Source organism: Actinomadura geliboluensis (genome assembly GCF_043197915.1).
GTDB lineage: Bacteria > Actinomycetota > Actinomycetes > Streptosporangiales > Streptosporangiaceae > Spirillospora > Spirillospora geliboluensis.
Map to the genome: position 1 here is coordinate 369,252 of NZ_JBICUA010000007.1, position 14,487 is coordinate 383,738.

At 73.7% G+C, this 14,487-nt stretch carries 14 protein-coding genes; 12 read left to right on the forward strand and 2 right to left on the reverse strand.

Annotated features, from left to right (window positions below):
- Position 1: 1 nt before the first annotated feature.
- The 12 genes from ACGFI1_RS24095 to ACGFI1_RS24150 all read left to right on the forward strand — a co-directional run bounded on the left by ACGFI1_RS24095 (position 2) and on the right by ACGFI1_RS24150 (position 13,062).
- Positions 2-853, forward strand: coding sequence for a fumarylacetoacetate hydrolase family protein (locus ACGFI1_RS24095; RefSeq protein ID WP_138631943.1), 852 nt, complete (start codon positions 2-4; stop codon positions 851-853).
- Positions 854-904: 51 nt separating this feature from the next.
- Entirely contained in the window at positions 905-2,545 is a 1,641-nt protein-coding gene (locus tag ACGFI1_RS24100; RefSeq protein WP_392788033.1) for an ABC transporter substrate-binding protein, read from the forward strand.
- 62 nt (positions 2,546-2,607) lie between these two features.
- Positions 2,608-3,567, forward strand: coding sequence for an ABC transporter permease (locus ACGFI1_RS24105; protein WP_138631949.1), 960 nt, complete (start codon positions 2,608-2,610; stop codon positions 3,565-3,567).
- On the forward strand, positions 3,564-4,478 hold the full coding sequence (locus ACGFI1_RS24110; protein ID WP_138631952.1) for an ABC transporter permease: 915 nt from the start codon (positions 3,564-3,566) through the stop codon (positions 4,476-4,478). Before ACGFI1_RS24105 ends, ACGFI1_RS24110 begins: the two co-directional genes overlap by 4 nt.
- Positions 4,475-5,497 (forward strand): ABC transporter ATP-binding protein, encoded by a 1,023-nt coding sequence (locus ACGFI1_RS24115; RefSeq protein WP_386873206.1) that lies wholly within the window; start codon positions 4,475-4,477, stop codon positions 5,495-5,497. Before ACGFI1_RS24110 ends, ACGFI1_RS24115 begins: the two co-directional genes overlap by 4 nt.
- Complete coding sequence (locus ACGFI1_RS24120; protein WP_364549786.1) at positions 5,484-6,518, forward strand: ABC transporter ATP-binding protein; 1,035 nt, start codon at positions 5,484-5,486, stop codon at positions 6,516-6,518. The genes ACGFI1_RS24115 and ACGFI1_RS24120 overlap by 14 nt, the downstream gene beginning before the upstream one ends.
- A 15-nt stretch (positions 6,519-6,533) precedes the next feature.
- On the forward strand, positions 6,534-7,001 hold the full coding sequence (locus ACGFI1_RS24125) for a RidA family protein (RefSeq protein WP_392788036.1): 468 nt from the start codon (positions 6,534-6,536) through the stop codon (positions 6,999-7,001).
- Positions 6,998-8,542, forward strand: coding sequence for an N-acyl-D-amino-acid deacylase family protein (locus ACGFI1_RS24130; RefSeq protein WP_392788038.1), 1,545 nt, complete (start codon positions 6,998-7,000; stop codon positions 8,540-8,542). Before ACGFI1_RS24125 ends, ACGFI1_RS24130 begins: the two co-directional genes overlap by 4 nt.
- A 48-nt stretch (positions 8,543-8,590) precedes the next feature.
- A complete protein-coding gene (locus ACGFI1_RS24135) occupies positions 8,591-9,490 on the forward strand; it encodes an IclR family transcriptional regulator (protein ID WP_392736296.1) in 900 nt (299 codons plus the stop codon).
- A complete protein-coding gene (locus ACGFI1_RS24140) occupies positions 9,487-10,314 on the forward strand; it encodes an amidohydrolase family protein (protein ID WP_386873198.1) in 828 nt (275 codons plus the stop codon). The genes ACGFI1_RS24135 and ACGFI1_RS24140 overlap by 4 nt, the downstream gene beginning before the upstream one ends.
- Positions 10,311-11,414, forward strand: coding sequence for an alanine racemase (locus ACGFI1_RS24145; protein WP_392788041.1), 1,104 nt, complete (start codon positions 10,311-10,313; stop codon positions 11,412-11,414). Before ACGFI1_RS24140 ends, ACGFI1_RS24145 begins: the two co-directional genes overlap by 4 nt.
- A gap of 118 nt (positions 11,415-11,532) precedes the next feature.
- Positions 11,533-13,062 carry a sialidase family protein gene (locus ACGFI1_RS24150; RefSeq protein WP_392788043.1) on the forward strand — a complete coding sequence of 510 codons (1,530 nt, stop codon included), beginning with the start codon at positions 11,533-11,535 and terminating at the stop codon, positions 13,060-13,062.
- 118 nt (positions 13,063-13,180) lie between these two features.
- Here the strand turns inward: ACGFI1_RS24150 and ACGFI1_RS24155 are convergent, their stop codons facing one another.
- Positions 13,181-13,516 (reverse strand): YkvA family protein, encoded by a 336-nt coding sequence (locus ACGFI1_RS24155; RefSeq protein ID WP_392788045.1) that lies wholly within the window; start codon positions 13,514-13,516, stop codon positions 13,181-13,183.
- Between the two features lie 173 nt (positions 13,517-13,689).
- Positions 13,690-14,469 carry a TSUP family transporter gene (locus ACGFI1_RS24160; protein WP_392736303.1) on the reverse strand — a complete coding sequence of 260 codons (780 nt, stop codon included), beginning with the start codon at positions 14,467-14,469 and terminating at the stop codon, positions 13,690-13,692.
- Positions 14,470-14,487: the final 18 nt, after the last annotated feature.

Consider the following 14,487-nt stretch of genomic DNA (forward strand, 5'->3'; position numbering starts at 1 on the left):
CATGAAGCTCGCGACGTACCGCCTGCCGGACGGCGGAGTCCGCCACGGCGAGATCGTCGAAGGCGGCCGCGTCACCGACCTCGGCCCCGGCGACCTCTCGGCGCTGGTCGGCGGGCTCGGCTCGGTGCCGTCCGGCGGCACGGAGCACGCGCTGGACGAGGTGACGCTGCTCGCGCCGCTGCTGCGTCCCGGCAAGGTCCTCGCGGTGGCCGCGAACTACCAGGAGCACGTGACCGAGACGGGCGGGGACGCGCTCGACAAGTCGCGGATCTCGCCGCGGCTGTTCATCAAGCCCGGCACCGCCGTCAGCGGCCCCGGCGAGGACATCGCGCTGCCGTCGGTCAGCCCCAGCATCGACTGGGAGGCCGAACTGGTCGCGGTGATCGGGCGCGGCGGCAAGGACATCCCGGTCGAGGACGCCCTCGGCCACGTCGGCGCCTACACGATCGGCAACGACGTGTCGGCCCGGAAGATGGACTACGGCCACGACCGCGACACCGAGGACTCCGCGGTCGCGTTCTTCGACTGGCTGAACGGCAAGTGGCTCGACGGGTTCGCCGCGCTCGGCCCGTACCTCGTCACCGCCGACGAGGTGCCCGACCCGCAGAAGCTCGAGGTGATCCTGGAGGTCAACGGGCGGGTCCGGCAGCACGGCGACACCGGTCAGATGATCTTCAGCGTCGCGGAGCTGGTGGCGTTCGCGTCCCGGCTGATGACGCTGGAGCCCGGCGACGTGCTGTACACCGGCACGCCGTCCGGGGTGGGGATGGCATCGGGGGAGTTCCTGTCCGCAGGCGACGAGATGACGGTCCGCGTGACCGGGCTCGGAAGCCTGGTGAACCGCGTCCGCTGAGCGGACCAGTGGCCGGGCGGGTGCCCGGCCACCGCCGAGAAGAGGCAGTCAATGACCATTCGTTCCGGGAGAACGAGGGCCCGCGGCCCCGGGCGGCGAGCCGCCGCGGCCGCGCTGGGCGGCGTGCTCGCGGCGGGCGCGCTCGCCGCCTGCAGCTCCGACCCCACCCAGAAGTCCGCCGGCGGGGACGCGGGCGTCCTGAACATGTACCTGTACCAGAAGCCGAAGACGTTCAGCCCGCTCGCGCCCAACAACGGGCCCGACCAGCTCGTCATGTCGTTCATCTTCGACTCGCTGTACGGCTCGGACGGGTCCTACGGGCTGAAGCCGCACCTGGCCGCCGCCGCGCCCGAGGTGTCGGACGACGCCAAGACGATCACGGTGAAGCTGAAGCCGGGCCTGAAGTGGAGCGACGGCAAGCCGCTCACCGCCGAGGACGTGGTATTCACCTTCACCGTGCTCGCCGACCCGGAGACGGGCAGCGCGCAGGCGGGCAAGTTCGCGGCGGTGGCGGGCGCCAAGGAGCTCGCCGACGGCAAGGCCGACTCCCTCACGGGCGTGACCGCGCCCGACGCGACCACCGTGAAGATCACCACGACGCGGCCGGCGGCGGGGCTGCCGGGACTGATCGGCAACACCCCGATCCTGCCCCGGCACGTCCTCGGCGAGGGCCCGGCGAAGGGGCTCGGCGACAACGGCTTCTTCACCCGGCCGACCGTCGGCTCGGGGGCGTTCACGTTCGCCGACTACAAGACCGACCAGTACGTGGAGCTGAAGGCGAACCCGAACTTCCGCGAGCCGGTATCGGTCAAGAAGGTGTTCCTGAAGCCGGTCACCTCCGACGTGGCGACCGCGCAGCTGCGCACCGGCGAGATGGACCTCGCCCAGGTCTCGCCGACCGACCTGCCGACCGTGAAGAAGATGGACGGCGTCAAGGTCGTGTCCGCCAAGAGCCCCGGCTTCACCCGGATCGCCCTCAACCAGTCGCAGAAGCGGTTCAAGGACGCGCGCGTCCGGCAGGCGCTGCTCACCGCGATCGACCGCAAGGGACTGGTCGAGAAGGTGCTCGGCGGCGCCGGGACGGTCGTGAACTCCAGCTTCTACGGGGAGCTCGCGACGTCCGCGGCGAACGACTACGCCTACGACCCCGCGAAGGCCAAGAGCCTGCTCGCCGAGGCCGGCTGGGACGGGTCCAAGCCCGTCACGCTGTCGTGGATCCCCGGGCAGCGCGACCGCGACACCGCCGTGACGGTGATCCAGAGCCAGCTCAAGGCCGTCGGCGTGAACGTGGAGCTCAAGCAGGTGCAGGCGGACGAGCTGCTGTCGTCCTACGAGAAGAAGTCGTACGACATGGCGCTGTTCGGCGGCGGCAACTACGCGACCGAGCCGTCCACCGTCGCGACCATCGACGCCTGCGACCAGTCCTACCCGGCGGGCGGCAACGTCGCGCACTTCTGCGACCCGAAGCTCGACGGGCTGCTGTCCAAGGCCGACTCTGTCGCGGCACCGGCGGAGCGCACAAGCCTGTTCCAGGAGGCCGCCAAGGTCGAGAACGCGCAGGTCCCCTACCTGTGGCTCTACAACCCGGACGCTGTCTGGGCGTACCGGACCCGGCTGTCCGGCTTCGAGCCGACGGGGCTCCCGACGAACGAGGTCGGGACCTGGGACTTCGCGAACTGGAAGCTGAGCTGATCCCGGCCGGGCCGGGGGCGGGCGCCCCCGGCTCGGCCGCCGTGCAAGGAAGGAGGTGAGGCGTGGCGGCCTACGTCATCCGGCGCCTGCTGGTGAACGCGTTCGTGTTCCTGCTGATCAGCGTCGGGATCTTCGTGCTGGTGCGGGTCGCGCCCGGCGACCCGGTGCGCATGATGGTCGACCCCGAGCAGATGCGCGGCGGCGGCCAGGCGTTCATCGAGGCCAAGCGGCACGAGCTGGGGCTCGACCGGTCGATCGTCGTCCAGTACGGGAACTGGCTGTCGGGGGCGCTGCACGGCGACTTCGGCTACTCCTACGTCGGGCACCGGCCCGTGTCGGCGGTGCTCGGCGAGCGGGTCGGCCCGACGCTGCAGCTGATGGGCGCCGCCCTCGCGGTCGCGCTGGTGGTGTCGGTGGCGCTCGGCGTGGCCGCCGCGGTGCGCCGCAACACGTCCGTCGACTACGGCGCCACCGTCCTCGGCCTGGCCGCGGTCTCGGTGCCGCCGTTCTTCCTCGGCATCGTCGGGATCTACCTGTTCTCCCTGAAGTGGGGGGTGCTGCCGTCGGCGGGGATGACCACGCCGGGCGGCGGCGGCCCCGCCGACCAGCTCCGGCACCTGGTCCTGCCGGGGCTGATCCTGGCGTTCGTCACCGCCGGGCCGTTCACCCGCTACGTGCGCGGCGGCCTGGTGGACGAGCTCGGCGCCGACTACGTCCGGACGGCCGAGGCCAAGGGCGCGTCGCGGGCCCGGGTCGTGCTGCGGCACGCGCTGCGCAACTCGCTGATCCCGCTGATCACGGTGGTGATGTACCAGATCCCGCAGATGCTGGCGGGCGCGGTGGTGATCGAGCAGGTCTTCGCCTGGCCGGGCATGGGCCAGCTCGCGGTCAGCTCGATCGGCCAGCACGACTACCCGGTCATCGTCGGGTTCGCGTTGTACGTGGCGGTGCTGGTGCTGCTGTGCAACCTGATCGCGGACGTCCTGTACGCCGTCGTCGACCCGAGAGTGAGCCTGCGATGACCACGGCGCAGAAGCGGACGAAGGTCCCCCTGGAGAAGAGGCCCGCGGCCGAGAAGGCCGCCGCGTCGGCGTCGCCCCGGGCGCGGGCGGTGCGGCGGTTCCGCCGCAACCGGCTCGCCGTCGCCGGGAGCGTCGTGCTCGGCGCGGTGGTGCTGGCGTCGCTGCTGGCGCCGTGGATCGCCGGGCACCCGAACGCGGTCGACCTGGACGCGGTGCGGCAGGGGCCGTCCGGCGCGCACTGGTTCGGCACCGACCCCTCCGGCCGCGACGTGTTCGCCCGCACCCTGCACGCGGGCCGGGTGTCGCTGCTGGTCGGGCTCGCCGCGGCGCTCGGCGCCGTCCTCGTCGGCACGCTGTTCGGCTCGGTCGCCGGGCTGTTCGGCGGCATCGTGGACAGCGTGATCATGCGGATCGCCGACATCGTGATGTCGTTCCCGACCGTGGTGGTCATCCTGGTGCTCGCCGGGATCGTCGGGCCGAGCGTGACCGTGCTGATCGTCGCGATCGGGCTGACGCAGTGGCCGGTCGCCGGCCGGGTGGTGCGCGGCGTGACGCTGTCGCTGCGCGACCGCGAGTACATCCAGGCCGCCGAGGCGTCCGGGGCGAACGCGTGGTGGCTGATCCGCAAGCACATCGTGCCCGCGGCGCTGGCGCCGGTCACGGTGACCGGCACCCTCGCCGTCGCGCAGGCGATCATGCTGGAGACGACCGCGTCCTTCCTCGGGCTCGGCGTCCGGCCGCCCCAGGCCAGCTGGGGGAACATGCTGAACGACGCGCAGAACCTGACGCTGATCCAGACGATGCCGTGGCTGTGGATCCCGCCGGGCATCGCGATCGCGGTGACGGTGCTCGCCGTCAACTTCGTCGGGGACGGCCTCCGCGACGCCGTCACGCCGGGAGGACGCACATGACCGCGCGCACCGGGCCCGGGGGCGGGCCGCTGCTGGAGATCGAGGACCTGGTCGTCGAGTTCGCCGGCGACGAGGAGACCGTCCGGGCGGTGGACGGCGCCGGGTACACGGTCGCGCCCGGCGAGACGCTCGGCGTGGTCGGCGAGTCGGGGTCGGGCAAGAGCGTCACCGCGATGTCCGCGCTCGGGCTGATCAGGCCGCCGGGCCGGGTCGTGTCGGGGCGGGTCGTGTTCGACGGGTCCGACCTGCGCGCGATGCGCCCCCGCGAGCTGCGCAGACTGCGCGGCGGCCGGATCGCGATGATCTTCCAGGATCCGATGACCGCGCTGAACCCGGTCGTCACCGTCGGCGCGCAGATCCGCGAGGCGCTGCGGCTGCACCAGCCGGGCATGTCCCGGGCCGCGGCCCGCACGAGGGCCGCCGAACTGCTGACGCTGGTCGGGGTGCCGGGCGCGGAGCGGCGGCTGAAGCAGTACCCGCACGAGTTCTCCGGCGGCATGCGGCAGCGCGCGATGATCGCGATGGCCATCGCCAACGACCCCGACCTGCTGATCGCGGACGAGCCGACGACCGCGCTGGACGTGACCGTCCAGGCCCAGGTGCTCGACCTGCTGCGGCTGACGCGGCGGGAGACCGGCGCCGCCACCGTGCTCATCACCCACGACCTCGGCGTGGTCGCCGAGCTGGCCGACCGGGTCGTGGTGATGTACGCGGGGCGGGTCGTCGAGCACGGCACCGTCGCGGCGATCTTCGACTCGCCCCGGCACCCGTACACGCGGGGGCTACTGGACAGCCTCCCCGCGCTGGACGGCGACGCCGGCGAGCTGACCCCGATCCCCGGGTCCCCGCCGCTGCCGGGCGAGGTCGCGGAGGGCTGCGCGTTCGCGCCCCGCTGCCCGATGGCGCGGGACAGGTGCCGCGCCGAGCGCCCGGAGCTGACCCCGTCCGGGCCGGGACGGGCGAGCGCCTGCCACTTCCACGACGAGATGGCCGAGGAGGAGACCGATGACCGAGCTTGACGCGGCGCGGCCGGACCGGGCGCGGCCGGACGAGGTCCTCGCCGTCACCGGCCTCGCCAAGCACTTCCCCGTCCGGTCGGGGCCGCTGCGCCTGCGGACCGGCAGCGTCCACGCGGTCGACGGCGTCGACTTCTCGCTGCGGGCGGGGCGGACACTGGGCCTGGTCGGCGAGTCCGGCTGCGGCAAGACGACCGCGGGGCGGATGGTGGTGCGGCTCCTGGAGCCCACCGCCGGGCGGATCGTCGTGGCCGGGCGGGACGTCACCCGCGTGCGCGGCGCCGAGCTGCGCGCGCTGCGCCGCGACCTGCAGCTGGTGTTCCAGGACCCGTACGCGTCGCTGTCGCCGCGGATGACCGTCCACGACATCATCGCCGAGCCGCTGCGCGTGCAGGGCCGCTACGACGACGGCGGCCCCGAGCGCGTCGCCGAGCTGCTCGACATGGTGCGGCTCGCGCCCGCGCACGCCCGCCGGTACGCGCACGAGTTCTCCGGCGGGCAGCGGCAGCGCATCGGCATCGCCCGCGCGCTCGCCCTCGGCCCGAAGGTCCTCGTGCTGGACGAGCCGGTCAGCGCGCTGGACGTGTCGATCCAGGCGCAGGTCGTCAACACGCTCCGGGAGCTGCAGCGCGAGCTCGGGGTGGCGTACCTGTTCATCTCGCACGACCTGTCGGTGGTGCGGCACGTCTCGCACGAGATCGCGGTGATGTACCTCGGGACGATCGTGGAGCGCGGCACCCGGGACGAGATCTTCCGCAGCCCGGCGCACCCGTACACGCAGGCGCTGCTGTCGGCCGTGCCGCGCACGCGGCCCGGCGCCCGCGCGGGCCGGGAGCGGATCATGCTCACCGGGGACGTGCCGAGCCCGATCGACCCGCCCTCCGGCTGCCGGTTCCGGACCCGCTGCTGGAAGGCGCAGGACATCTGCGCCACCGAGACCCCCGCGCTCACCGACCGCGACGGCGTCGGCCACCCGGCCGCCTGCCATTTCGCCGAGCCCGCCGACGTGCTGGCCACCGCCTGACCATAAGGAGCGAAAGTGCACGACGCAGACCAGCGACTGGCCGCCGCAGCCCTGGAGCCGGGACCCGCGGGCGAACGGCCGTCCGTCGCCGCCGCGCGCCGTTCCGGTGCCGTCCTGATCGCCTCCGGGCAGGTCGCCGCCCGGGACGGGAAGCTGATCGCCGAGGGCCGCGTCGGCGGGGACGTGTCGCTCGACGTGGCCCGCGCCTGCGCGCGGCAGTGCGCCCGCAACGTCCTCACCGCCGTCCGGGACGAGCTGTCCGGGCTCGGCGCCGTGGAGCACGTCGAGACCGTGTCGGTGTGGGTGGCGTCCGCGCCCGGATTCACCGACCAGCACCTGGTCGCGGACGCGGCGACGGCCCTGTTCACCGAGGTGTTCGGCGACGACGCCGGACGGCACGCGCGGGTCGCGCTCGGCGTCGCCGCGCTGCCGACCGGCAGCCCGGTCGAGGTGCAGGCCACCTTCCGGCTGCGCACGCCATGACGGAACTGCTCATCACCGGCGGGACGCTCGTCGACGGCACCGGGGCGGCGCCGCGCCGCGCCGACGTCGCCGTCGAGGGCGGCCGGGTCGAGGCGATCGGCGACCTGGCGGGGCGTCCGGCCGCGCGGACGATCGACGCGTCCGGGCAGGTCGTGGCGCCCGGGTTCGTGGACGTCCACACCCACTCCGACCTGACGCTGCTGTCGAACCCGGAGGCGCACAGCGCCGTGCGGCAGGGCGTCACGACCGTCGTGGTCGGCAACTGCGGCCTCGGAGTCACGCCCGTCGCCGCCGACCCGGACGCCTTGCGCTCGGCGGCCGGTTACCTGGACCTCGACCCGTCCGTCCGCTGGAACTGGACCGACCTGCCCGGCTACCTCGCCGCGCTCGGCGCCGCCCGCCCGTCGGTGAACGTGGTCGCGCTCGTCGCGCACACGCCGCTGCGCGCGGCGGCCGTCGGGTTCGGCGACCGGCCGGCCGACGCGGCCGCGCTCGACCGGATGCGGGGCCTGCTCGGCGACGCGCTCGCGGCGGGCGCCGCCGGCGTCTCCACCGGCCTGGTCTACGCGCCCGTCTGCTACGCCCGCGAGGACGAACTGGAGGCGCTCGGCCATACCGCCGCCGCGCACGGCAAGCTGTTCGCCTGGCACGTCCGCGACTACGCGGACGGGCTGCTCGACTCGGTCCGGCAGGCGCTGCGGGTCGCGGCGGCGACCGGCTGCCGCACCCAGATCTCGCACCTGGTCGCGGTCGGGCGGCGCAACCACGGCTCGGTCGCGCGGGCACTGGAACTGATCGACGCCGCGCGGGACGGCGGCCTGGACGTCGCCTTCGACATCTACCCCTACCTGGCCGGGAACGCGCCGCTGTCGCAGTTGCTGCCCGCGTGGGCGCAGGAGGGCGGCGAGGGGCCGATGCGGGCCCGGCTCACCGAGCCCGCCGTCCGCGCCCGCGTCCGGGACGAGTGGCGCGGCATGCCGAACGCGTGGGACGACATCGCCGTCGGCGGACGCGCCCTGCCCGATCTCGCCGCCGACGCGGGCACCGACCCGCCGGAGACCGCCCTCGACCTCGTCGCCGAGCACGGCAACGGCGTGCAGATGGTGGCGGGCGGGCGCAGCGAACGCGACCTCGCGGACGCGCTCACGCATCCCGCCGCCGTCATCGGCTCCGACGGCCAGGCCCTCGACCCGGACGGGCCGACCGGGCGGGGCACGCCGCACCCCCGCTCGTTCGGCTGCTTCCCGCGGCTGTTCGCCGAGTACGTCCGGACGGGCCGGATCGGGCTCGCCGAAGCCGTCCGGAAATGCACGTCCGCGGCCGCCGAGCGGGCCGGGCTCGCGGGGCGCGGGGTGCTGCGCGGCGGGGCCGCCGCCGACATCGTCGTTTTCGACCCCGCCCGCATCGCCGATCGGGCTACGTTCGCAGCACCACAGCGGTATCCGGAGGGGATCTCCGCGGTCGTCGTCGGCGGCCGGACCGTGGTCGAGGACGGCGCGCACGGCGGCGCCCGGCCCGGCGAGATCCTCCGCATCCCCTGAACGCGGATCTTCCGCAGCGCGCATTCCCTTAACGGAGACGAGGCACCGATGGACAAAGGCAGAGGGACGGCATCCGGGACGCGTCCCGCGGCCCGCCGCCGCAACGTGGACGACGACCGGCCCGCGGCGGCCAACTACCACGCCAACGCGCTCGCCCGCGGCCTGGCGCTGCTGGAGCGGCTCGCCGCGCGCGGCGGCACGCTGACCCTGAACGACTTCTCGACCGGCACCGGCCTGCCGAAGAGCACGCTCGTCCGGCTCCTCGCCGTCCTGGAGGAGATGGGGTACGTGGTCCGCGCCGACGAGCGCCCCGCCTACCGGCTCGGCCACAAGACCCTCACCCTGTCCACCGCGTACCTGAACGGGCTGGACCTGTCCCAGGTCGCGGGCGGGCACCTGGCGAAGGTCGCCGAGGCGACCGGGCAGACCGCCAACCTCGGCGTGCTGGACGGGCGCGAGGTCCTGCACGTGTGCGTCCGCGAACCCGACCGGCCGATCCGCTTCCACACCACGCCCGGCACGCGGGACGCCGCGTACTGCACCGGGCTCGGCAAGATGCTGCTCGCCGGGCTCGACCCGGCCGTCCTCGCCCCGCACCTGCCGCCCGAGCCGTTCCCCGCCCGCACCGAGCACACGCTGACGACCGTCGCCGCGCTGACCGAGGACCTGCGGGGCACCGCCGAGCGCGGCCACGCCCTGGACGACAACGAGGGCAGCGTCGGCCTGCGCTGCGTCGCCGTGCCGGTCGAGGTGGACGGCGCCTGCGTCGCCGCGCTCAGCGTGTCGGGGCCGTCCGCCGAGTTCGACGGCGACCGCCGCGGCCGCTACCTGGACCTGCTGCGCGCCGCCGCGGCCGACCTCGCGGCCGACGCCGACGTCGTCGCCGCCCTGGAGTTCCTGCGCTCGTCCCTGCGCTCCGACGTACCCCGTCCCCGGGAGGATTCTTGATCGACTTCCACACCCACTGCCAGCGGCCCGAGCACTGGGGCCACGAGTGGGACGACCACTGGAAGCCCGTCTACGGGCGCGGCGCCCACGAGTTCACCGCCGCCGACTACGACCGCGCCATGGCGGACGTGACGGCCGCGTGCGTGTTCGGGATCCGCGCCACCGCCGCCGGGGTCCTCACGCCGAACGCCCACACCGAGGCGTTCTGCGCGGAGACCGCCACCGAGACGATCGGCTTCATGGCGCTCGACCCCACCGACCCCGACGTCCTCGACCAGCTCGCCGACGGCGTCGCGCGCGGCCTGCGCGGCATCAAGCTGTACCCGGTGCTGGCGCTGTTCGACCCGCGCGACACCCGCCACGACCCGTTCTACCGGGCCGCGGCCGACGCGGGGCTCGTCGTCCTGTGGCACATGGGCGCCACCCCGAGCCCGGCCGGGGACCTGTCGGTCAGCAATCCGCTGGTCGTGGACGACGTCGCCCGCCGGCACCCCGACCTGGTGCAGATCATCGCGCACCTCGGGCACCCGTGGCAGCGCGAGACGATCGTGACGCTGCGCAAGAACCGCCGCGTGTACTCCGACGTGTCGGCGTCCTGGGCCCGGCCGATGGACGGCTACCTCGCGCTGGCCCGCGCGCAGGAGTGGGACGTGGTCGACAAGCTCGTCTTCGGCTCCGACTTCCCGCTCTGGACGCCCGCCGAGGCCGTCGCGGGGCTGCGCGAGATGGTCGGGCAGCGCCCGTCCGGCTTCCCCGAGATCAAGAAGGAGACCGTCGAGTGGCTGCTGGACGGCGACCCGCGACCGCGGATGGGCCTCGCATGACGCCGCTGGACGAGCTGCCGACGCCCGCCCTCCTCGTCGACCGCGCCCGCATGGAGGCCAACCTGGCCGCCATGTCCGCCGCGATCGGCGCCGCCGGGGTCGCGCTGCGCCCGCATTTCAAGACGTCCAAATGCCTGGCGGTCGCGCGCCGCCAGCTCGCCCACGGCGCGATCGGCTTCACCTGCGCCACCCCGGCCGAGGTCGAGCTGCTCCAGGACGAAGGCGTGGATGACGTCCTGTGGGCGCACCAGCCGGTCGGCCCCGCCAAGATCGCCTTCGCCGTCCAGGCCCTGGGCCGAGGCGGGCTGACCATCGCGCTGGACTCCCTCGAAGCGGCGGGACCACTCGCGGAGGCGGCCGCCTCCGCCAGCGTCACCGTCCCCTTCGTGCTGGAGGTCGACACGGGACTGCACCGGGCGGGCGTCGACCCCGACCGGGCCGTGGCGACCGCCGCCGCGCTCACCGCCCTGCCCGCACTGGAGCTGCGGGGCGTCCTCACCCACGAAGGCCACCTGGCCGCACACGGCTCGGACCGCGCCGGCCTGGAGGCGGCGGGCGACCTGGCGGGACGCACACTCGTGCAGGTCGCCGAGGCACTGCGCGCCGACGGCCACGCCTGCCCGCTGGTCTCGGTCGGCTCGACGCCCGGCGCCACGTCCGCGCCCTTCGCCGCCGGAGTCACCGAGGCCCGTCCCGGCACGTACGTCTACTTCGACGCCAACCAGGTCGGCCTGGGCAGCGCCCGGATCGAGCAGTGCGCGCAGACCGTGCTAACCCGCGTCACGAGCGCCCAGCGGCCCGGAACCGTCATCATCGACGCGGGCATCAAGGCGATGAGCTCCGACACCATCGCGACCGCCGGGATCCTCGGCATCGTCTGCGACCCGGAGTCCGGCCGTCCGCTGGACGGGGTCGAGTTCACCGCCGGCAACGAGGAGCACGGCTACCTGACCGGCCCGGGAACGTCCGGGCTCCGGGTCGGCGACCTGCTCCGGATCGTTCCCAACCACGCCTGCGGCACCACCAACATGTGGAGCACGCTGCATTTCGTCGAGGGCACCCGGGCCGTCGAACGCCACCCGATCGAGGCCCGCTATTAACATCCGTTCGAGCGTTGACATGGAATGGTATTCCGTGTTGCATCCGGGAAGTATGCGAGTCCGTCGAAGTACCGCCATCGCCCTGACCGCACTGCTCACTCTGGGGTTTTCCGGCGCCGTGGCGCACGCGGCCCCGACCATTCCCTCGTCCCCGGACCGGCCCGACGTGGTCGTGGCCCAGGCCGCCCCGGGCAAGAAACTGCATTTCCCGAACATGGAGCGGCTGAACGACGGCTCCCTCGTCGCGGTGGCCCGCGAGGGCGCCGGCCACACCGGGCAGGACGGCCGGCTGCTGATGCTCACCGGCGAGGACGGCGGCCGCACCTGGTCGGCGCCGCGGACCGTGCACGACTCCCGCTACGACGACCGCGACCCGATGATCACGCAACTGCGGTCCGGTCGGCTGCTGCTGAGCTGGTTCCAGATCGACTACTCGGTCTCCCCCGCCGAGCCGATGGGGGTGTTCGTCCGGCACAGCGACGACCGCGGCGCCACCTGGTCGGAGCCGGTCGCGGTGCAGACCTCGCTCAGCGGCGAGTCCGACATCGTCGACACCTACGAGCTGGGCTGGGCGGCGAGCCACGGGCAGATCAAGGAACTGCCCTCCGGCGAGCTGATCGTCCCGCTCTACGGCACCGTCCCCGACGACCGCTGGCAGCGCGCCACCGTGGTGCGCAGCCTGGACGGCGGCGCGTCCTGGCACGCGGGCACCGAGTCGCTGATCGCGTCCGCGCAGGGCACCCACTACCAGGAGCCGGTGCTCACCGTCCTGCCGGACGGAACGGTCCACGCCCTGCTGCGCATCGGCACGGCGGCGTCCACGATGGGCGCGGTCAACTCCCAGGAGTCCTGGTCGCGCGACGGCGGCCGCACCTGGACGGCCCCCGCCGAGATCGACCTCGTGACCTCCTCGGCCCACACCGAGGTCCTGCGGAACGGCGACGTCTTCCTCGCCTACGGCGACCTGTCCGGCCACTTCACCGAGCGGCGCGGCACCGTCGGAGCCGTCCTGCGCGACCCCGGCCGCTCGTGGACGGGCGCGCCGCGCGAGCTGGTGTACGACTCGGGGACCGGCGACCAGGCCAACCCCGCCGTCGCCGAGGTCCGTCCTGGCCGGGTCCTCGTGCTCGGCTTCGACTCCGCCAAGAGCCAGCTCATCGGCGACTTCGTCGACGTGGCCGACATCCGCGACGAGCCCGCCGACCCGCGCCGCGTCGACCTGGCCGCCCTGCACGCCGCGGGCCGTCTCACGATCGACACCGACCTCACGTACACGGGCGCGGGCCGGCCGAACGTGGGCCCGGCCGGCGCGATCGACGGCGTGGTCGGCTACAACGACGCCGCCTGGAAGGCCGGCGCCGCACCAGGCCGCTACACCGTCACCTTCGACGAGCCGCGCCGCGTACTGGAGGCCGGCGTCGCCCTCAAGCCCGGCCACGCCGAAGCAGCGACGATCAAGGTCCGCACCCCGGACGGCACCTGGCGGGCCGTCGGCGACCTCGACGACCGCGTCCGCTATGGCGACGACCTCACCTGGTTCCCGGTCGGCCCCGGCACCCCGATCGACGCCGTCCAGGTGGACATCACCCAGTCCAACGGCTGGGCCGTCCTCGCCGAACTGGGACTCCGCTCCCCCGCCGCCCCCTAATTTCCACCCACGCCCCTTGAAAAAATCACGCTGAGGGCGGGGCAGGACACTCGTCCTGCCCCGCCCTTACTCCTACGAAGAGTGACGCGGCTACCAGGGCAGTACGCCGTTCTCGGCTTCAGGGGGCGCGGCGTTCCCCGCGCGACCGGCGCGTGTACTCCCGGCCGAGCGCGAACAGCAGCCAGGTGAGGGCGGTGGCGTCGTCGACGATTCCGAATGGCAGGAAGACGTCCGGGATCAGGTCGATCGGGGAGACGATGTAAATCACCGCGATCACCATCGCGACGATCCTGCCTTTGGAGGTCCGGTAGTAAGCCTGCGCCGCCGTGCCGGACGGCCCGCCACCGCGGCGCCTCCGCAGCCGCAAAATGCCCGCGAGCAGGAGGACCGCGCCAACGGCCATCACGGCGGCCCCCACCACGGTGATGTCGATACCGGCCAGGTCACCGTCCACGGTAAGTGCCGGAAAGGCACCCGCGACGACGAGGACGACTCCGAGCCATACCATGCGCACCTCCGGGGGGACGTGTTCTCTGGTATTGCCATCGCAGGCGATTCCACTCGGCTGGCTCCACCACGATCGCGGCGCCCCCGACGACGGCCTGATGCGATTTCGGGCTGCGGCCGTCAGGTGAGCGCCTGGAGGAGGTAGAGGACGGCCAGCGCGGTGGCCGCGAGGCCAAGGCCGAACCGCAAGGCGGCCTCGTGGAGCCGGGGCTGCAGCCGCGCGCCCAGGTAGCCGCCGACCAGTCCGCCCAAGCCGCAGGCCAGCCCCAGTGACCACTCGGGCGCGATGTCCCCGTGCGCGGTGAGCGAGAGGATCGCATAGGTGGACGCCCCCGCCACTGAGGTGAGGAAGGTGGAGGCCAGCGCGGCAGGCGCGACCTGGGCGACCGGCATGCCCCGTCCGACCAGGACGGGCCCCGCGATGGAGCCGCCGCCGATCCCGTAGACCCCGCCGACAGTGCCGACGACCAAGGCGAGCGAGGTGATGAACCGTGCCGACGGCTGCCCGGGACGGCGGCGGCGCGGACGCAGGACGCGGACGCACAGCCACAGCCCCAGCGGCAGCAGGAGCAGGCCGACCAGAACGCGGAAGACGGTGGCGCCGGGAACGGCGAACACCCGGATGACCGCCCCGATGACCACGCCGGGCAGCGCCCCGGCGATCAGCCGCCGGGTCAGCGGCCCGGTGAGGCTCCCCTGGCGGTGGTGGCGGATCAGCGCGCCGGGGCCGGCGACGACGTTGAACAGCAGGTTGGTCGGGGTGACGGCCGGGCTGGGAACCCCCAGCACGCTGAGCTGCACCGGCAGCAGGAACACCGCCCCCGATACCCCGACCGGGGCGGTCACCACCGCGATCAGCGCGCCGGCGGCGAAGCCGAACAGTTCCGTCTGCACCGTCATGTCCTCAGCCCCGGCATC

Bases quoted from the DNA above. Each gene is read 5' to 3' on its own strand.
- ACGFI1_RS24095 (WP_138631943.1), top strand. From the start codon at position 2: ATGAAGCTCGCGACGTACCGCCTGCCGGACGGCGGAGTCCGCCACGGC.
- ACGFI1_RS24100 (WP_392788033.1), top strand. From the start codon at position 905: ATGACCATTCGTTCCGGGAGAACGAGGGCCCGCGGCCCCGGGCGGCGA.
- ACGFI1_RS24110 (WP_138631952.1), top strand. From the start codon at position 3,564: ATGACCACGGCGCAGAAGCGGACGAAGGTCCCCCTGGAGAAGAGGCCC.
- ACGFI1_RS24115 (WP_386873206.1), top strand. From the start codon at position 4,475: ATGACCGCGCGCACCGGGCCCGGGGGCGGGCCGCTGCTGGAGATCGAG.
- ACGFI1_RS24120 (WP_364549786.1), top strand. From the start codon at position 5,484: ATGACCGAGCTTGACGCGGCGCGGCCGGACCGGGCGCGGCCGGACGAG.
- ACGFI1_RS24130 (WP_392788038.1), top strand. From the start codon at position 6,998: ATGACGGAACTGCTCATCACCGGCGGGACGCTCGTCGACGGCACCGGG.
- ACGFI1_RS24135 (WP_392736296.1), top strand. From the start codon at position 8,591: ATGGACAAAGGCAGAGGGACGGCATCCGGGACGCGTCCCGCGGCCCGC.
- ACGFI1_RS24145 (WP_392788041.1), top strand. From the start codon at position 10,311: ATGACGCCGCTGGACGAGCTGCCGACGCCCGCCCTCCTCGTCGACCGC.
- ACGFI1_RS24160 (WP_392736303.1), bottom strand. From the start codon at position 14,469: ATGACGGTGCAGACGGAACTGTTCGGCTTCGCCGCCGGCGCGCTGATC.